This is a genomic window from Chryseobacterium sp. Leaf405 (assembly GCF_001425355.1).
In the GTDB taxonomy this organism is placed as follows: domain Bacteria; phylum Bacteroidota; class Bacteroidia; order Flavobacteriales; family Weeksellaceae; genus Chryseobacterium.
Window position 1 is genome coordinate 26,064 of record NZ_LMQN01000003.1, and the last position, 20,213, is coordinate 46,276.

The window sequence follows — 20,213 nt, forward strand, 5'->3', positions numbered from 1 at the left end:
TAGTTTTTATTGTAGCAAATATATTACAAGTTTGTAGAATTTATTCTATAGAGATGTCAAATTCCTATTACATTTTAATAAATATTTATTTTAAATTATCTATTATACATTATGTTAAATGCATAAAATCATTAGAAATAATAAAAACAAAGATTAATTTCATTAAATTATTGATAATAAAAAAATAACATATTACATAATTCACAAAACGCTTATTAATTTTTTTAACAAATTTTTAGCAAAATCTTTCATTGTAATTAAAATACTACAGCTTTGTAATATTAATATTACAAACTTTATTCTTTCAATCAATAATAAATCGAATATATTTGAAACAAGAAAATGAATACTATTTAACTAATAAAAACCATGAAAAACAAATTATTTCTCTTAACCATAACAGGATGTTACTAACAACCATTTTCCCAGGTTGGAATTAGCACCAATAATGTACTTTCAAATACTTAAAAATTATCTCTTCCAATTTGTAATGATCTTTATTTTCATTCAAAATTATTTAGAGTTTCAAAAAAATTTAAAATATTAATTAGTTAGTAGTTTATTTAATTTGACCTGCAGAGTTTGACTTTGTAGATCGTTTATCAGGCAAAAGATCCTAAGACACAAATTTATGATGATGACTATCACATTAGATTTTTTCTAATGTGATTTTTGCAATAGATTATCAGGCAACAATCACAACAATGCTGAAATAAAAGTTTTAATAAATTAAAAGAATGATATTTGTTCATTATTTTTGCAACAAATCACTAATCTGGCATTTGTAAATATGACTGGTAAATTTTCTGAAAGCAATCAAATTGAAGTAGTTTCTAGCTTTTATGAGCTTATTAATACTGCTTTTCAAAGCACAAAGAACACCATATGCTGGGAGAGAAATTTGGCTGGGGATTTTGAAGAAATTGTATCACAACTTCAATTAAAAGAGAATATTACAGAAGTTTTGATTGAAGATCTTTTAGTTCTGAAACTATCAGAAAAAGGTAATATGGCACGGGAAATTATCTTAAATGATTTACAGTTACTAACTGATTTTGGGGCTTTACCTTCCCTTAATTTACTCAAAAATTACGACCGAGACAATGAGTTTGATTTCATTTCTACCGATGTTTATTCATACCATGTGGATCGTTCCCCCGTTGGAACGGATACTTTTTTATGTACTTATCATGGTGCTGCAAGTGATATTCTCCCCAATGACCAGGTCACACAAAAAATTTTGATTCCTGAAATCAGGGAAAAGCTGAGGGCATTACATGACGGTCCTGAAATAGAATTTGAAGGATTTTTAAAAGAATATTTTTTCGATTTACATTACCAACCCAAACCCAATGCAAAACCTGTTAACTTAGGATTAGGTCATCTTTGGCGTCTGGCGGTCGATCATCCTACACAGAAAGTTTTACCTTGTGTTCATCGGGCACCAAGAGAAAATGATGGTGAATATCGGTTGCTATTAATATGTTAATTTTAAAATTTGATTAACGCTTTTTAGGTGTTGACATCATACAAAAGAGTTGAAATTTTTATTTAGTTTTATATATTAATCAAAGATTGGCAATCATAACATCATATGAAAAAGATATTAACGGCATTTACAGTAGGAACATCAGCAATAGTTGCTGCTATTTATCTTTCAGGATACGGATATATTTTTAAAGCGGCAGCCCTCAATTTAAAAAAAGGTCCTGCAACCCCTTCTACTGATGATGAAGAAAAATTTCCATCCCGTTTAGTTTCTAATTTTAAACCCAAACTCTGGGAAAAAGACATTGCTTATAATAGGAATACCCTATCAGAAACAATTATCAAAGACCTAAAAAAAACCAGAACATCTTCTCTGCTTATTATTCGTGATGGGAAGCTATTACATGAACAATATTGGAAAAACCATACTTCTTCTTCTCTTACGAATTCATTTTCCATGGCAAAAGGTATCCTGTCAATGCTTGTAGGTTGCGCTATCGACGACGGTTATTTAAGTTCTGAAGACCAACTCATATCAACTGTACTTCCCGAATACTCTGAGAATCGTTATGGAAAACATCTTACCTTTCGACATTTAATGACGATGCAGGCAGGATTGGATTGGAATGAAGAATACCGTCATCCTTTTGAGGAAAACTCTAAACAATACTTCACAGACGATCTTACCGCACAACTTGCCGAGGTTGATTTTAAAGAAATGCCAGGAGAAAAATATGAATACCAAAGTGCCGCCGCACAGCTTTTGGGGTTGGCTTTAAAAAAAACAATCCGTACACATCTTGCCACTTACCTATCCGATAAAATCTGGAAGCATCTTGGAATGGAGCATCCTGCTAAATGGAGTACCGACGAAAAAGGAATGGAAAAAGCTTTTTGCTGTATTCACGCAACCCCCAGAGATTTTGCAAAAATAGGACAGCTCATCTTACAGAATGGCTACTGGGAAGGTAAACAGCTCATCAATGAAAGCTATTGTAAAAGAATGCTTACTCCAACAAAGGCAAATGATGCCTTCTGTTTCACCGTATGGGCTGATGACGAAAGCGAAATAAAATACCGCTTCTTCTACGGGTTTCTGGGACAGTTTATCATAATTATTCCTGAAAAGAAGATGGTTATCGTAAAAACAGGATTATATAACGGACTTGATGTTGACAAGAAAAAAAGACCTCTCCAAGTAAAATTACTGGTTGAAGAACTTTCTGTTATAAGCTAATTAATATCTTTAGAGTGTTTTTGAAGATGTAATTTTTTTTTCAGTAAACAGGCATACTTATTGCAAATTGTGAGGTAGACTAAATGAGATGAACAAAATAGGCATTTGATTTAGTTTCACATCACAAAATATTCATTACATGAAAAAAATCGACAGCATCGCTATTATCGGAGGAGGACCGGCTGCTTTGTTCCTAATTAAACATTTGATCTCCGAGCAGGTATTTCCTGATAAACTTTTTATATTCGAAAAAAGCAACAGACTTGGAGCAGGAATGCCTTACAGTGAAAGAGGGGCTAATATTGAACATGTAGCCAACGTCTCTGCCAACGAACTTCCTGAGTTACCAGAAACTTTTTTATCATATTTACAACGTAAACCTGATGAGGATGAAACACATTTTATGTATCAAGGAAACATTAATGCTTTTAAAGTCATGCCAAGACTTCTTCTGGGAAATTATCTTGAAGAACAATTCAATATTTTACTGAATCAGGCAATAAAGCTTGGTATTACTGTAAAAGTGTATAAAGAAACTGCTGTGACGGATATTCGAAAGAAAGACGATATTTTCGTCATCATTACAGAGAGCGGAGAGGAAATAAAGTGCTCAAAAACCATTATCTGCACAGGACATCACTGGCCAAAAAATCATGAGGAAAAAGTAAAAGGCTGGTATGATTCACCCTATCCACCTTCGAAGTTCACACATTCGACAAATTATCCGGTTGCCATTCGTGGAACTTCATTGACGGCCATTGATGCCGTAAAAACGCTGGCAAGACTCAACGGAAGTTTTACAGAAAAAAACAATGAACTGATCTATACCTTGAAAGACACGAGTGAAAATTTTTCAATGACTCTTTTTTCAAAGAACAGTTATTTACCTGCTTTAAGATTTCACTCTGAGGGAAGTCCCTATTCGGAAGGATGGATCATGTCACAAGAAGAAATTTTTGAATACAAACAAAATAATGGTGGTTTTGTAGATCTCGATTACATCTTCGAACGTAACTTTAAAAAACCGCTTCAGAAAAAAAACGAGAAATTTTATCATGAAATAAAAGATCTCACTATTGAGCAGTTTGTAGAAAAAATGTTGAGTATAAGGAATGAATTAGACAGCTTCGAATTATTTAAAGCAGAATATTATGAAGCTAAGAAATCCATAGAAAGACACCAAACAATTGCATGGAAAGAAACACTTTCAGCTTTCAGCTATGCCATTAATTATCCCGCAAAACATTTTTCAGCAGAAGATATGCTGAGAATGCGAAAAACACTCCTTCCGCTTATTTCAGTTATTATTGCCTCTCTTCCGCAATCTTCTTACAAGGAAATTATTGCATTATACAATGCGGGAATAATAACACTCACCAGTGTGGATGAGCAAAGCTATATCCAACCAGATGAAAAACAAGGCATTACCTATCATTACACCGACACCAGCGGAAACAAAAAATCTGAATACTTTAAATTATATATCGATGCCATCGGTCAGCAGCCCATTCAATTTAATGAGATTCCTTTTGAAGGTCTTCGTTCAGCAGGAAGCATAAGTTCAGGTTACTTAAAATTTAGAGATAAAAATGAAGCAGAAGTTGCCCTAAAAAAAGGTAATGACAATATTCTGAAATTGGAACCCGATTATTTTTATCTGAGAGTAAATGGTCTCAATATCAATGACAATTTCCAGGCGTTGGATTATTACGGTGAAGCAACAGACAGCCTATTTATCATGTCCGTTCCCTTCATTGCAGGTCTAAACCCCGATTATTCCGGACTTGATTTCTGCGATACTGCTGGTAAGAGAATTGCTCTTGCATTAAAACAAAATTCCGGTGAAGATCAGTTGGTATCATAAAATAATAATGAAAGTAGGAATAAAGTGTTTTTATTCCCTCTGTGATTGAGCTAAACTAATTGAAGTTAATATTAAACCCGTTTAAACTTTTTTAGAAAAGAGTTTAAACAGGTTTTTAGTTTGTTTTGTACTGATTAATTTCTCTTATTAATATTAAAAAAATGCCGATTGTTATCACCCTCTGATTCACCAAAACTGGAAGATAAAATATATAACAATTTGTAATTTTATCTCCTTCCCCTGCAAAAGATTTGACAGTCTAACATGATCTTTAAGTTCAGTTTGATAGAGCTGGGATTATGATTAATCTATTCAATATAGCTCCATTATCAAATTTAATAACGTTTATATGAAATCATTAAGTAAAGTAAACTATTATAAAAAAATTTAATATAAATATTTTTCATAAAATGAGTATTTTGCAGAATTAAAATTAAATTATGCTACTTAGAACATTTATTTCGTTCTGTGTGTTTGTCTCTATGATCACAGTTAATGCCCAAGATATAGAATGGATTCCATTTAAATGGACTGGGGATACAATTTCTGGAAAATATTTTGAAAAGTCTGCAATAGTTATTCCTTTAAAAATAGACAATATTCCTGCCAGCTTTAATATGCAGTTTGATTTAGGTGCTGTTCGAACTGTCATTTACGGAAATTCAATCCAGCCTTATTTAGATGCATATCCTGACCTGAAAAGCAAAATTGACACCTCCAAAACGTTTCTAATTCAAGGTGTAAACAATCCTATGTTTGTCAATACAACACTAAAAATGGGTACTACTTCTTTTAAGGGGGTTGATGTAGGTTACTATAAAAATTACGGTAGCACCATAAGCAAAGAATCGATGCTAGTCGATACTGAAAAACATATTGGGACACTCGGGCCCGATATGTTCCAAAATAAAATCCTTATTATTGATTATCCAAACAAAAGAATTGGGGTCTGCGAAGTTTTGCCAAAACAATATGAATCGGCAACTTTTCAACCATTTAAGAGCGATGACGGAAGACCAAAAATCCCACTCAATATCAATGGTAAAAGCCAAGATGTTATGTTCGACACCGGTTCAAGTCTTTTTACATTGACAGCCACTAAAAAAGACGCGCTTGAAGCATCTACCCCTAAAATAGTTGATTCTTTAAGCGTATCTAGTTGGGGTAAAATGCTTACATACTATGGAGTGAAGACTAAAAAGCCTATAAAATTTGGCAATAAGGTTTTAAACGGTTCGCTGGTCTACTATGATGAAAAGGAGACCTTTCAGGATTTTTATAAATTTGCTAAAATTTGGGGTCTTACAGGTAATGTTTTTTTCCTTAATAATACCGTTATCATTGATTATAAGAAGAAAATTTTTGGAGTGCTGTAGATATTATAGGTCTTACAATTAGTGCAATTTAGAAGATGTCATTAGAATCTTAAAATTTACTTTCGAAGAAATTTACAGTTTTGAAATCTGAACCAAACAACACAAAATATTTATTAATATCAAGGTATAAAAAAAGGCTTTTAATATCTTTTATAGTTTATTACTGATTTGTTTTGTGCTGATTACTTTCCGATACAAAACTTAGAAAAAATATTCCCCAAAACTTCATCATTTGTTACTTCACCAGAAATCTCACCAAGATGTTCTAAAGCATTTCTCAACTCATAAGCTAATAATTCAGTAGAAATCTGAACTGTAATTGCTTCTTTCACTTTATGAATTGCGTCTAAAGACTTGTGTAAAGCTTCGAAGTGACGTTGATTTGTGATGATAACATTATTCTCAGCTGATTTTAACTGTTCGACATAAGAGGACAATTCGTTTTTAAGATCCTGAATATTTTGATTTTCGACAGCAGAAATTTTAATAAAATCAAATTCATGAGCAATTTCAGCTCTGAAAACATCTTCTACTTTTTCATATTGAGTGGGTACAACTTCGTCGATTTTTGTAGCACAGATAATTAATTTTAAATCATTCCTCAACAAAGACTTGATCATTTCAATATCTTCAGAAAAATCCTCAGTTGCAGAATCTGCCAGGTAAACGAGAATGTTAGCATTCTCAACTTTTTCTTTCGCTTTTCTTACTCCAATAGCTTCAATTTCGTCGACCGTTTCACGCAAACCTGCTGTATCAATTAAACGGAAGGCATGACCTTTAATATGCAAAACCTCTTCAATCGTATCCCTCGTCGTTCCGGCAATGCTGCTTACAATTGCTCTTTCTTCTTTTAATAAAGCATTCAAAAGGGTTGATTTTCCGGCATTTGGTTTTCCAATGATGGCAACGGCGGTTCCGTTTTTAATAGCATTTCCGTATTGGAAACTTTCAATCAAAGAATTTAATTTGGTTTCAATTTTATTCAACAATTGATTTAGAGCTGATCTATCCGCAAATTCTACATCTTCTTCTGCGAAGTCCAGTTCCAGCTCAATTAATGAAACAAAATTCAGCAAATCAGTTCTTAAAAATGATATTTCATTGGTAATTCCGCCTTTCAGTTGATTGATGGCAACTTTTCTGGAAGCTTCATTTTCAGACGCAATAACATCCGCAATTGCCTCTGCCTGAGAAAGATCGATTCTTCCATTAATAAAAGCACGAAGCGTAAATTCTCCGGCTTTTGCCATTCTCGCTCCGTTTTTAATAAGGGTTTCGAGAATACGTTTTCCAATGTGTGGTGAACCGTGAAATGCAATTTCCACAGAATTTTCGGTTGTAAAACTTTTTGGAGCAAGAAAAATAGAAAGCATCACCTCATCAATTGCCTCTTCTCCATCCACAAAATATCCGTAATGAATTGTATGAGATTTCTGTTTTTCCAGATTTTTTGTCGGAAAACTCTTCTGAACTACTGGTAGAGCATCGTTTCCGGAAACTCGGATAATCCCCAAAGCTCCCACTCCATTGGCAGTAGCCAGCGCACAAATGGTATCATTATTCATGTTGCAAATTTACGTTTTTTAATCACAAACTATCATATACACTGTCTATTCTCATTATTTTTCAAAACAAATTTTATCATAAACCATGAGTAATGATTCATTTTTTGAGGAGCTGTTTCCTGCTCTTCGCAGTCGATATTTTGAATAAAAAAATCACCTCAAGAAATGAGATGATTTACTGCTTTGAATTTACTAAGTATATAAAGAAAGTGATTAGTGTTATTTGTTGTTGATACAAAGATAGATTCAATCGCTTTTAAAAATTTCAGGAGAAACCCTACAATTTTCTCCGTAAAAATACGGTTGTACAATAAGAAAAGCCTTGTAATGAGACTTACAAGGCTTTCATTTATATGAAACTCAAACTTGAGTTAATTGATTTTTAAATTGATTTACAGCGGGCTCACCAGTTCCAGGAACCAGTCTTTAACTTCTCCTTCCAAAAACGGAGCAATTTTTTCTTCGCACGTTTTATGATAACTGTTCAACCAATCGATTTCTACTTCAGAAAGAATTTCTTTAACAATGGTATCCTTAAAGAACGGACAGAAAGTTAATGTTTCAAACTCATAAAAAGTACCGTGAATAGTCTCTTCTGATTCCTTTACTGCAATCAAATTTTCATGACGGATTCCATATTCTCCTTCCAAATAATAACCCGGCTCGTTGGAACAAACCATTCCAACCAATAATTCCTGCGGATTAAGATCTTTTCTGATATTTTGCGGACCTTCATGAACATTCATGAAACTTCCCACGCCATGCCCGGTTCCGTGGTTATAGTCTTTTCCCTCCATCCACAAAGGCAATCTTGCAATAGCATCAAGCTGAACACCCCTCGTCCCTTTTGGGAATTTCACCATCGATAAACGGATCAAACCTTGTAAAACTAAAGTAGAGTTTCTTTTAAAATCATCCGAAACCGCTCCCAAAGCCAAAGTTCTCGTAATATCGGTCGTTCCTTCAAGATACTGTCCTCCTGAATCAACTAAAATACTCGCGTCGTTAGTAACTTCTTTGCTTCCTTCGCTTTTTGCAGAATAATGCATGATCGCACCATTATCTTTATATCCAACGATGCTTCCGAAACTTTCTCCTACAAAATTTTCACCTTCCGCACGAAAAGCTTTTAATTTTTGACCGATAGAATATTCGTTCATGGTTTCTTTTCCAGCATTGTGTGTTAACCAATACAGGAATTTCACCATCGCAACACCGTCTCTCACCATTACTGTTCTAAAGCCTTCCAACTCAGTTTCGTTTTTCTGAGCTTTCATTAAATTACCAGGAACAGCCGCTTTTAAAAATTGGTTATTCTCTTTTAAAGTTTCAAAAATAGATTGGTTACTGTTCGGTGAAATTAAAATTCTTTCATTTTTGCAAGTCGACAAATGATTGTAAAATTCTTCATAAGGCATCATTTTTACCCACGCTTCATCCATTTGCTTTCTAGCTTCAACTTCCATTTTTTCAAGATCTGTGAACAGAATTGCATCATTTTTAGTGATGATAATGTATCCTAAAAACACAGGATTACTCTCCACATCGCTTCCTCTCAGATTCAGTGTCCATGCAACATCATCCAGACTTGAAATAATATGAACCGTTACTTCCAGTCCTTCCATTTTCTGACGGATTGCAGCAACTTTATCAATCACAGATTTCCCCGCTCTTTCTACCGGATGTACATATATTGGATTTTTTGATGGAGTTCCTCTGTCTTTCCAGATTTCCTTCAAAAGAGGAAGATCTACTAAACTTATGTCTTTAGGAGTTAATTTCTGAGAAAGTAGTTCCCAGTTGGCATTAGACGTTGCAATACCGTTTACCGCTACTTTCCCGTTTGCCGGAATTTCAGAGATAATCCAGTCGATATAATCCGGAGTTCCCTCCATTCCGTCTTTGAAAAGATCGATTCCTGATCCTGCCAATTCGATAGGAGCCTGAGTAAAATACCGTCCGTCTGTCCAAAGTCCGGCTTTATCTTTTGTGACTACCACAAAACCCGCAGAACCTAAAAATCCCGAAAGCCAAGCTCTTTCCTGCCATTCCTGAGGCAGATATTCACTCATGTGCGGATCTGCAGAATATACTATAAATGCATCAACATTATTTTTCTGCATTTCTTCACGAAGCGCAGCTACTTTTTCCTTTGAAGTCATTTTTTAATGATTTTTAAAGACGGGAAGTTACGAATTTTTAAGACTTAATATTTTGAATCGGTTTAAATTTTTCTTAGTCCTAATCTTCCCATGAATTCATTTTATTAATAATTAATACGCATTGTGCATTTTGAAAAATTTTAACGTTAGATAAGTCAATTCGAGTGTTTTTTCGTAATGAAGTGGAGAAAAAATGTATCGAGAATAGATTTGTCTTCAAAATTACAAACTTCTCGATACGATTTTTTTCAAAAATCTACTCGAAGTGACGAAAGTACATCAAAATGCACAACGGGTTAATTAATAGAAAATATAACATCATTCAGATACCACAAAGTTGAATTATTATTAAAATTTAACATTTTGGAAAGATTATTGCAATGTACAATAAATGGAAAGTCAGAATTATAAAAATCACAGGAAATTTTATGCTCCTCATCATTTCATTTTTCTTCCATTACTGTTGATTTTAGAAGGGATTGGAATTTATAAAATTTTTAATGATGAACAAAACCAACTTTTATGGATTTTGTTTTCTGTTATCATTTTTCTGATTTTTTATCTGGCAATTATGGTTCGGCAACATTATGCACTCGGACTTCAAAACAGAATGGTAAGATTGGAGTTTAAACAAAGATATTTTGAAATATTCAATCTCAGGTCTGATGAGGCGGAAGCAAAATTAACATTCAGCCAAATTGCAGCTTTGAGGTTTGCGTATGATGATGAATTTAAAATTATTCTGGAAAAAGCGTTGAAAGAAAACATTTCCGGAGATGAAATTAAAAAATCAATCACCAAATGGAAAGCAGACCGACACAGAATTTAAAATAATAAACATCAAAAAATATTTACTATGAAAAAAATAACCTTATACAGTCTTACAATATTCAGTTTATTATTGTTGACTAGTTGTGAAGCAGTAGAAACAATTTTCAAAGCAGGAATGTGGTGGGGAATCATATTAGTAGTAGGCGTATTAGCCGTTATCTTATGGCTATTTTCAAGGGGTAAGAACTCTTAACCAGATTTTATGGACAATTCAGATTTAGAAATCATCTCACACCTGAAACCTTCAAAAATTGTTAAAATTATGAAAGATCCGGTAGCATCTGCAAAGGCGGTACATCTCGTATATACTTCCGATGCAGAAACTTCCGGAATTATCCGTAAGAAAAAGGGTAAAAAGTTTTCCTATTTTAAAGACGGAGAAAAAATTAAGGATAAGGAAGAAATTAAAAGAATCAATGGATTGGTCATTCCTCCCGCTTGGGAAAACGTGTGGATCTGTACATTAGACAACGGACATCTTCAGGCAACCGGATTTGATATTAGAAGAAGAAAACAGTACCGATATCATCCGCTTTGGAGCGCATTGAGAAATCATACAAAATTTTACAGAATGCTACAGTTTGGGTATGCTTTACCTGAAATTCGTCTGCATTTGGAAAAAGATTTAGCATTAAGAAATTTCGAGAAAAGAAAAATTCTGGCACTTGTTGTAAGTTTGATGCAGAGAACTAATATCAGAATCGGAAATAGCATTTATGAGAAACTATATGGCTCTTTTGGTTTAACGACTTTAAAAGATAAGCACGTTAAAATTCAGGGGCAAAAAATTACCTTTAATTTTAAAGGAAAAAAAGGAGTTATGCATAATGTTGATCTTAAGAGCAAAAGACTTTCAAGATTGGTTCAGAAATGCAAAGAAATTCCGGGGAAAGAACTTTTTCAGTTTTACGATGATGAAGGAAACCGTCACTCGATTGATTCTGGAATGGTGAATGATTATATTAAAGAAATCAGCGGTGAAAATTTTACGGCAAAAGATTTCAGAACATGGTCGGGAACCGTGAATGCATTAATTGCTTTTAAAGAAATAGGTTACGCCGAAAACAATTCTCAATACAAGAAAAAAGTAAAAGAAGCCTTGGAAATGGTGGCTTCTCATCTTGGAAATACAAGTACAGTTTGCAGAAAATATTACGTTCATCCTTTAGTCATTAATCTTTACGAAAATAATACCATCAAAAAATATCTTGATGAATTGGAAGAAATAGAAAAAAATGACGGCGAAGCAGATCTAACTCATGAAGAAAAATTAGTACTGAAAATTCTTGAAACCGAAAAAATGTAAGGTTAATATAAAACCTCAATGCCCAGGAACAGTTGGTGGAAAATTTTCACCTTCTACCATCTCTATTATCTGTGCGTTTTCATCAAAAGAAACATCAACAGCTCCTGACAGAAAATTAGATAAATCTGCAGCACATTTTTGTACAGGTGATGTAATTTTAAAAGGATGATACCCCATGGGCATAGTTGTACTTCCATCATTTTTCAAGATCTCATAAGTACCTTTTATTAAACTTTTACAGTTTTTCTGATTGATATTAATCTGGAATTTATTATTATCAACAAAATTTAATACATCAGGCTTCGTATTGTCTTTATCTAAATACAGCTTGCCTTCTCTATAATTTTTCATGTCAAAATACCACTTTGAATCTTTCAAAGTACCATTCAGCAATTGATCATCAGGAGTTTTATATTCTTCTATTGGTTGCTTTACAGGAATTTTCACAATTTTTTTCTTATGCTGTGCAAAGACAGTTTGCGAAAAGCATAAAAGAATAAAGATTATTTTTTTCATTTTATAAATGTTTAATAACAAATCAAATATATCATTATTATAACAATAAAATTGAAATAGTCTCTATCGATTTTTTGTCAGAATTAAATGTTGTAAATTTGTATCATTAGCAAATTAAAAAATAATACAACTTAATAATATGTCTAAAGCAATTTCGCAAGTACCATTTGCAGTAAATGAACCGGTAAATTCTTATGCACCGGGAACTCCGGAAGTAAAAAGCCTTATCGCTCAATACAAAAAAATGTGGGCTGAAAAGATAGAAATTCCAATGATAATTGATGGTAAAGAAGTAAAAACAGGTAATACTGTTCAGCTTCAGTCGCCTCAGGATCATGCTCATGATTTCGGTTTCTATCATAGAGGAACAATGCAACACGTAGACGATGCAATTAATTCTGCATTGGCTGCAAAAAAAGAATGGAACGAGCTTGGCTGGGAACACCGTGCGGCTATTTTCTTAAAAGCTGCTGATCTTCTGGCGGGACCTTACAGAGATGTTATCAACGCAGCGACGATGATCGGACAGTCTAAAAATGTTCATCAGGCTGAAATTGATGCTGCTTGTGAGTTCATTGATTTCTTAAGATTCAATGTAGAATTTATGACGGAAATGTATTCTGAACAGCCGATTTCTGACACAGGAATCTGGAACAGAGTTGAATACAGACCTTTAGAAGGATTTGTTTTTGCAGTAACACCATTCAACTTTACAGCAATTTCAGGAAACTTGCCGGCATGTATGGCAATGCTTGGAAATGTGGTGGTTTGGAAGCCATCTGACAAGCAAATTTATTCTGCAAAAGTAATCATGGACGTTCTTATAGAAGCTGGTCTTCCAAAAGGAGTTATCAACATGATTTTTACAGATGGAAAAGAAACTGCTGAAAAAGTATTGGCACACAGAGATTTTGCAGGTCTTCACTTTACAGGATCTACTAAAGTTTTCCAGGGAATGTGGAAAATGATCGGTGATAATATTCATAATTACAGAACGTACCCTAGAATCGTTGGAGAAACGGGTGGAAAAGACTTCGTGATCGCTCACCCTTCTGCAAATGTAGAGGCAGTTGCAACCGGTTTGGTAAGAGGTTCTTTTGAATATCAGGGGCAGAAATGTTCAGCTGCTTCAAGAGCGTATATCCCTAAATCTCTTTGGGCTGAGGTGAAAAAAGTAATGGAAACTCAGATTAATTCAATAAAAATCGGTTCTCCGGAAGATCCATCCAACTTTGTAAATGCGGTTATTGATAAAAATTCTTTTGAAAAATGTAAAGGATATATCGACAGAGCCAATGCATCAAGCGAAGCAAACGTTGTAATAGGCGGAAAAACCGATGACTCTAAAGGTTGGTTTGTATACCCAACAGTAATTGAAACCACAAATCCTCAATACGAAAGTATGGTTGAAGAAATCTTCGGACCAATTTTATCTGTTTTTGTTTACGAAGATAAAGACTGGGCAGAAACTTTGAAAGTAGTTGATTCGTCTTCTCCTTATTCATTGACTGGTTCTGTTTTCGCACAAGACCGTTATGCAATTAATGAAGCTTTCAAAGCATTGGAAAATGCATCAGGAAACTTTTATATCAACGACAAACCAACAGGTGCCGTTGTTGGTCAGCAACCTTTCGGAGGTGGTAGAGCGTCTGGAACGAATGATAAAGCAGGTTCTAAAATGAATTTATTAAGATGGACGTCTGTAAGAAGTATTAAAGAAACTTTTGTTTCCCCTAAAGATTATAAATATCCATATCTTGGTTAATAACCTATAATTGATTATTGATACATAATTAATAAAGCCTCGGAATTTTGATTTCGGGGCTTTTTTATTCCTATTTTTTACCTTAAACCTTAATAATTAACAAAATTTAAACTACTTTATCAATACTTTAATAATAAATTCTCTATTTCGGAATAATTATTGAAGACTAAATGATTCACACTAAATCAAAATATTATGAAAAAGTTATTGTTAATTGCGGCAGTCGGAATATTCGCAGTAAGCTGCGGAACGAAAGAATCGTCGATGTCAACGAGTAACGCGGACTCTACTGTGGTAGATACTTCAAGCAATGTATCAACTTCCACAACAGACAGTACGACCACAAAAATGGCAAATCCTGACAGCATGAATGTCAAAACAGATTCTGCCGCTACGCCACCTGTTAAATAGATATAAAATTTAACTTGAAAAATAAAATCCATAGAAGAAAATTCTGTGGATTTTTTATTAAATATTGAAAAAAAGAATTTTTAATATTTTAATTAAATCATTATATTTGAGTAAGACTAACATCAAAAAAATATTATTATGAAAAAATTATGGACAGCAGCAGTTTTAGGATTGTTATTTTTAGGAAGCTGTGCCGACAAAAAGGAGAATCGTGAAGAGTTTAAAGAGGAGCACAACAAAGATTCTATAAGAAACAGGATGGGAGATTCTGCCGTTGCTAATTCCGAACGAGCTCCTATTTCAAAAGATACTCCTGAAGTAGCAAAAGACACCGCAGAAACGCCTACAAATTATCATAAAACAAAACCCAACACTGAGGTTGGAGGCTCAAGATAAGCATAAAACTGTGGAAAAATTGTTCAGTTTTTCACTTAAAAAAATTTGACTAACATTACCCCAATTATATAAATAAAATGAAACCGTGGCACAAAAGCTACGGTTTCTACACCAAATAAACCTGAATAATTAGAAAAACGAATCCCCTAATCCTTAATTACTTTATAATTATTCTCCTAAATAGATATAAGTATTCGCAACTAATATTATCTAAAGATTTTGCAAGCACCAATAGCTGTTCTTAATACAGTATGCATTCAGCATTCTAAATACCACTCCATGTAAACTTGGCGAAAAATAATTTTTAAAAAAATTTTCTACCAAATATTCATTTTTAATTTTATATCGTATTAAAGCGTTTTTCTATTAAAATCAATTTAACTATCAAGGATAAAAATAATCTTTATAATGTCGTAACTATTTTTATTTTAACGAGACTAATTTATTAACATATTTGTTACATTTGCAATCAACAAAAAGTACTATGAAAAAATTATCAATATTCTCTGCCTTGTTTATCGGAGCAATTGCTTTCGCACAAGGAATAAAATTTGAAGACACCAATTTCGCAACAGTTTTAGCGAAGGCTAAAAAAGAAAACAAACTTGTATTTATAGACGCTTATGCTTCATGGTGCGGACCTTGTAAGCTGATGGTGAAAAATGTCTTCCCGCTTCAGTCTGTGGGAGATTACTACAATTCGCATTTTGTAAGTGCAAAAATCGACATGGAAAAAGGTGAAGGAATAGACCTTGCCAAAAAATATAACGTAAAAGCATTCCCGACTTATCTTTTTGTAGACGGAAATGGTGAAGTGGTACACAGAACACTAGGTTATGTTGAAGAAAATGATTTCATTCAATTTGCTAAAGATGCAGGAGACCCAAGCAAAAGACTGGCAACTTTAAAGCAAAAATTTGAAGACGGCGAAAAAAATCCTGAGTTTTTGAAAAATCTTGCAGGACTTACTTTATATAACGATGCAACATTTGCTGCCAGAGTTTTAGAACGTTATTTTGCCGGAAAAACTGAATATAACAGAGAGGATATCCAAATGTTGCTTACAGGAGCACAGAATATGGATAGCCCGTTATATAAAGTTTTCCAAGCTAAAAAAACAGAAATTTCAAAAGTTGTCACTCCTGAAAAATATGCTGAAATCGATAAAGGTATAAAAATCAGCAGCATCTTTAAAAAGTCATACAATGCTGATTCAAAAACGTGGAATGACAATTATTTCCTTGCAGAAGCTCAGAAATTTTTAACAAAAGATGAGGCTGAAAAAATATTGAAAAGAGCACAGGCGAGCAGAGCACTAAGAGCTAAAGATATTGCAACCTATGAAAAATTGACTTTAGAATTAAACAAAGATACGTCTGCGGCAAGTTCAGAAGAATTAAATTCATTAGCTTGGAATTTCTTTGAAAATGTAACGACAAAATCATCTTTGGAAAAAGCAGTTGTCTGGGCACAGGAATCTGTGAAGAAAAATGAAAACTACGCCAATACAGATACGTTGGCAAATCTTTATAACAAAGTTGGTGATAAGAAAAATGCCAAACTTTGGGCTGAAAAATCGATTGCGCTTGGAAAAGCAGCCGGTGAAGACACCGGAGATACTGAAAAATTACTGAAAACACTTACAGTACAATAAACTAAAAAAACCGCAGAAAGTTCTGCGGTTTTTTTAGTTTATTATTTTAACTTTTACTTATCAATATGGCTATTGACGATAGCATTCAGCTTCTTAATTTCAGATTTTAATATTTCGATTTCAGACTGCTGCTCTTGAATTGCTTTTGTAAGTACCGGAATAACAGCCGAATAATTAACACTATAGATTTCTTTTGATTCATCTTTAGGAACGCCAACAGCTTCTGGTAAAACCTTTACTAATTCCTGTGCTAAAAAACCGATTGAGTGAACCGTTTTATCATTTTCACCAAAAGTAATTTTACCATTATCCATTGATTTTCTGTCTGTGTGCATATCATACGTCACCGGCCTCATTGCCATTACTTTATCAATACCGTTATTTACATCAACAATATTGTTTTTCAACCTCATATCTGAGTTTTGGTGATAAGCACCTAAAATATCAATTAATGCAACACCGTTAACATCACCTGGCGTTCCCGAAGTTAATGTATAAAAGCGAAATCCGCCACCGCCTGTTCCACGATAATTTATAAATTCTGATTCTCCGAATCCCAGTTTAACTGAATTCCACGAAAGAATCCCTGAATTCGTTGTATTTGGAATACTTATATTACTGGTAGTATAGCGAATTGCCCCGTTTACATCAAAAATAGTTTCAGGAACATTAGTACCAACTCCCACTCTTCCACTATGATAAATTGTTTGGTTAACACTTGTAGCTCCGGTTGAGGTATTAGAATTATACCAAGGTTCGGTAGCTATAGGACTTTGTGTAATTTTATGACCTTTTACCTCCCATGTCACTCCTGAAATAGCATTAACATTCGTTTTTATAAGTTCCACAGATTCGGTTGGCTGTAAAGTAATCGTAGCCACACCCGTTGCATTAATACTGTTGATGAGCTCTCCTGCCGGTGCTGCAATAGTAAGAGTAAATACAGTACTATTATTTTTAATTTCATAAATACGGCCGTCAAACGCAGGAGTTGTAGAATTAAATGCAGGCAATGTTATGGTTGTCGCTGCTGAAGCATTACTGCTCACAAAATAATCACCAATTGTCATTGTGTATGCCGTAGTTACCTTTTTGTATGGTGCAGCAACTGAACCCGCAACAGTTAATGTACTACCTGGAATATCAGTAGCGATGCCAACTTGAGATAACAGAAAATTGGAGACTAATATCCCTAAGAATAATAATTTTTTTTTCACCTTAAATGTTTTTAATTTTTGTAATTAATTTAAATGCCAATTCTAATTCCAGAAATTTTATTAAAAAAAATCCATCAAGATTAGCTTTTAATTTAAACTCTATAAAAGTAAAAAATAAAAAAATATCTATAAAATAAACTCTGTAATATTTATATGACAAACACACCATATTAATATTACAAATATGTAAACTAATAAATATGGGCAAATGAAAAAGAGATCATAAGATCTCCTTTCATTTTCTTAAATACTTTCTAATACTCAAACAAAATACTTCCCCAAGTAAAACCGCTTCCGAAAGCTGAAAGAAGAACTAAATCTCCTCTTTTAACTTTTCCCAATTCAATCGCTTCATTTAATGCAATCGGAATAGAAGCTGCCGTTGTATTTCCATATTTCTGTATATTATTATGAATTTTTTCATCCGGCAATCCGAATTTCTGCTGAACAAACTGAGCAATTCTCAAATTCGCCTGATGTGGAATAAACATATCTACGTCATTAATAGTTTTCCCTGCTTTATCCAAAGCTTCCTGCATCGTTTCAGGAAATCTTGTTACCGCATGTTTGAAAACAAAATTTCCATTCATGATCGGATACACTTCTTTGTTGGTAACATTCTCCGGTTCTTTTCTCATCCTGTCGCTCCAGCCATATTTTGAACCCGGAAACTGCGTACACAATTCGTCGGCATACTTTCCTTCAGAGTGCATATTCATAGCTAAAATATCTCCTGCATTTTCATCTTCTGTCGCAGAAAGCACAATCGCTCCTGCCCCATCCCCGAAAATTACAGAAACGCCTCTCCCTTCATCAGAAAAATCCAGTCCGAAAGAATGAACTTCTGCTCCTACCACCAAAATATTTTTATACGTTCCGGATTTTATAAAAGCATTAGCAACACTCATCGCATAGACAAATCCCGAACATTGATTTCTGACATCCAAAGCTCCTATCGTATCGCAGCCCAACATATCCTGAAGCAAAACGCCACATCCGGGAAAGTAATAATCCGGAGAAAGTGTTGCAAAAACAATATAATCAATATCTTTAGGCGTTAAACCCGCATTGGCTATTGCTTTTTCAGAAGCTTTAAAGCCTAAATAAGCGGTCGTTTCCTGTGCATCATTTCGGTTTTCACGGTGTCTTCTTTCTTTGATACCGGTTCTTTCAGTGATCCATTCATCATTAGTGGTCATTAATTTAGCTAAATCATCATTGGTGACAACATGATCGGGCACATGAAACCCGATTCCTTTTATTGTACTTTTAATCATAGAGTTTTTTAATTTTGATAAAGATAAACTTATTTAAAACATCGTATTCTAAATATTGTTATTTTTACTGTATGCCAATTGATACGATATACCGAGACTCCCAATGCGAATGGGTAGACGTGGAAGAACCTACAGCAGAAGACTTGAAATTTCTTCATGAACGATACGAAATCAACAATTTACTTCTGGAAGATACTTTAGACCCCAATCATTTACCAAAATATGAGGAAGATGGAAATGTGAAATTCTTCTTATTGCGTGAAAATACAGAACTTGAGCGGAAGAACCTCAATACCATCAGCGACATCAGTACAAAAATCGGAATTTTTCTTCTGAATAAAACCATTATTACGATTCACAGGATGAAAACCAAAAGTATTGCCCAGACCAGAAAACAACTGTCTTGCGCACAAGGAGAAACGACAGCAGAAAATATTGCGTTGATGATCAGTTTATTGATCATGAAAAGTTTCGATGACGAGTCGATAAGCCTTATGGAGACCATGGATAATATTGAAAACGAAATTTTCCTTAAAAATACCAACCATACCACCCAAATCAGAAGATTATATAAATTGAAAAGAAAGTCAGGACTCAATTCCAGAGTATTAACAATTTCTACCGATGCAATTGATAAATTTAAACTGTTGGGATTACAGGATTCCGAAGTAGTAGATTTAAAGGATAAACATAAAGATGTGGTCGGCGATTTTGACCATTTAAATATTCAGATTACGAACTTAATAGGGATGTTTCTAGCACTTTCGGATCAAAAAGCAAATCAGGTGATGAAAATATTGGCAATCTACTCAGTTTACTTTTTACCAATCACCTTTATTGCCGGAGTCTACGGAATGAATTTTGACAATATGCCGGAACTGCATACAAAACATGGTTATTTTTATACATTAGGACTAATGGCATTGGTGGTAATCTGCACTTTTATTTATGCGAGGAGGAAACAGTGGTAATTTCACAATAAAATATCATTAAAATATGGTGGTGAATATTTTAAATAGAATTAATTTTAAAATATAAAATTTATATGAATTTCGGTATTTTTATGATACTGAAACATTAATATTAGAAATTCATTTAAAAAAATGAATTTTATATTTAGATGAGATTGCTTCGTCGCTTCGCTC

The 20,213-nt window shown here is 33.7% G+C and carries 16 protein-coding genes; 11 read left to right on the plus strand and 5 right to left on the minus strand.

Annotated features, from left to right (window positions below; genetic code table 11):
• Positions 1–790 precede the first annotated feature (790 nt).
• The 4 genes from ASG22_RS03395 (at position 791) to ASG22_RS03410 (ending at position 5,965) form a co-directional block, all read left to right on the plus strand.
• On the plus strand, positions 791–1,489 hold the full coding sequence (locus tag ASG22_RS03395; protein ID WP_055980609.1) for a hypothetical protein: 699 nt from the start codon (positions 791–793) through the stop codon (positions 1,487–1,489).
• 105 nt (positions 1,490–1,594) lie between these two features.
• Complete coding sequence (locus ASG22_RS03400) at positions 1,595–2,725, plus strand: serine hydrolase domain-containing protein (protein ID WP_055980612.1); 1,131 nt, start codon at positions 1,595–1,597, stop codon at positions 2,723–2,725.
• 139 nt (positions 2,726–2,864) lie between these two features.
• Positions 2,865–4,589, plus strand: a complete 1,725-nt coding sequence (locus ASG22_RS03405) for an FAD/NAD(P)-binding protein (RefSeq protein WP_055980615.1) — start codon at positions 2,865–2,867, stop codon at positions 4,587–4,589.
• A gap of 440 nt (positions 4,590–5,029) precedes the next feature.
• Positions 5,030–5,965: a hypothetical protein gene (locus tag ASG22_RS03410; RefSeq protein WP_055980618.1), complete on the plus strand. Its 936-nt coding sequence runs from the start codon at positions 5,030–5,032 to the stop codon at positions 5,963–5,965.
• A gap of 182 nt (positions 5,966–6,147) precedes the next feature.
• On the opposite strand, the gene mnmE is transcribed toward ASG22_RS03410, so the two are convergent.
• The gene (mnmE, locus tag ASG22_RS03415; protein WP_055980621.1) at positions 6,148–7,533 is read right to left on the minus strand and encodes a tRNA uridine-5-carboxymethylaminomethyl(34) synthesis GTPase MnmE; all 1,386 of its coding nucleotides are present in this window, start codon (positions 7,531–7,533) and stop codon (positions 6,148–6,150) included.
• 392 nt (positions 7,534–7,925) lie between these two features.
• Positions 7,926–9,695, minus strand: coding sequence for an aminopeptidase P family protein (locus ASG22_RS03420; RefSeq protein WP_055980624.1), 1,770 nt, complete (start codon positions 9,693–9,695; stop codon positions 7,926–7,928).
• Positions 9,696–10,086: 391 nt separating this feature from the next.
• Between ASG22_RS03420 and ASG22_RS03425 the strand changes: the two genes are divergently transcribed.
• A complete protein-coding gene (locus tag ASG22_RS03425) occupies positions 10,087–10,524 on the plus strand; it encodes a DUF6526 family protein (protein ID WP_055980627.1) in 438 nt (145 codons plus the stop codon).
• Positions 10,525–10,728: 204 nt separating this feature from the next.
• On the plus strand, positions 10,729–11,832 hold the full coding sequence (locus ASG22_RS03430) for a DNA topoisomerase IB (protein ID WP_055980630.1): 1,104 nt from the start codon (positions 10,729–10,731) through the stop codon (positions 11,830–11,832).
• Positions 11,833–11,847: 15 nt separating this feature from the next.
• Here ASG22_RS03430 and ASG22_RS03435 read toward each other — a convergent pair whose 3' ends face one another.
• A complete protein-coding gene (locus tag ASG22_RS03435) occupies positions 11,848–12,348 on the minus strand; it encodes a hypothetical protein (RefSeq protein ID WP_055980633.1) in 501 nt (166 codons plus the stop codon).
• A gap of 139 nt (positions 12,349–12,487) precedes the next feature.
• Here ASG22_RS03435 and pruA point away from each other — a divergent pair, with 139 nt between their 5' ends.
• From pruA to ASG22_RS03455, 4 genes are all read left to right on the plus strand, one after another.
• Complete coding sequence (pruA, locus tag ASG22_RS03440; protein WP_055980637.1) at positions 12,488–14,113, plus strand: L-glutamate gamma-semialdehyde dehydrogenase; 1,626 nt, start codon at positions 12,488–12,490, stop codon at positions 14,111–14,113.
• Positions 14,114–14,308: 195 nt separating this feature from the next.
• Positions 14,309–14,524: a cytochrome C551 gene (locus tag ASG22_RS20670; protein ID WP_082504936.1), complete on the plus strand. Its 216-nt coding sequence runs from the start codon at positions 14,309–14,311 to the stop codon at positions 14,522–14,524.
• Between the two features lie 138 nt (positions 14,525–14,662).
• Positions 14,663–14,920: a hypothetical protein gene (locus ASG22_RS03450; RefSeq protein WP_055980643.1), complete on the plus strand. Its 258-nt coding sequence runs from the start codon at positions 14,663–14,665 to the stop codon at positions 14,918–14,920.
• A gap of 484 nt (positions 14,921–15,404) precedes the next feature.
• Positions 15,405–16,574 carry a thioredoxin family protein gene (locus ASG22_RS03455; RefSeq protein WP_055980646.1) on the plus strand — a complete coding sequence of 390 codons (1,170 nt, stop codon included), beginning with the start codon at positions 15,405–15,407 and terminating at the stop codon, positions 16,572–16,574.
• Positions 16,575–16,627: 53 nt separating this feature from the next.
• Here ASG22_RS03455 and ASG22_RS03460 read toward each other — a convergent pair whose 3' ends face one another.
• Together ASG22_RS03460 and ASG22_RS03465 are read right to left on the minus strand one after the other, a co-directional pair.
• On the minus strand, positions 16,628–17,791 hold the full coding sequence (locus ASG22_RS03460; RefSeq protein ID WP_055980649.1) for a tail fiber domain-containing protein: 1,164 nt from the start codon (positions 17,789–17,791) through the stop codon (positions 16,628–16,630).
• A 254-nt stretch (positions 17,792–18,045) separates the two neighbouring features.
• On the minus strand, positions 18,046–19,068 hold the full coding sequence (locus ASG22_RS03465) for a 3-oxoacyl-ACP synthase III family protein (protein WP_055980651.1): 1,023 nt from the start codon (positions 19,066–19,068) through the stop codon (positions 18,046–18,048).
• A gap of 71 nt (positions 19,069–19,139) precedes the next feature.
• Between ASG22_RS03465 and ASG22_RS03470 the strand changes: the two genes are divergently transcribed.
• Positions 19,140–20,039 (plus strand): CorA family divalent cation transporter, encoded by a 900-nt coding sequence (locus ASG22_RS03470; RefSeq protein WP_055980654.1) that lies wholly within the window; start codon positions 19,140–19,142, stop codon positions 20,037–20,039.
• Positions 20,040–20,213 lie beyond the last annotated feature (174 nt).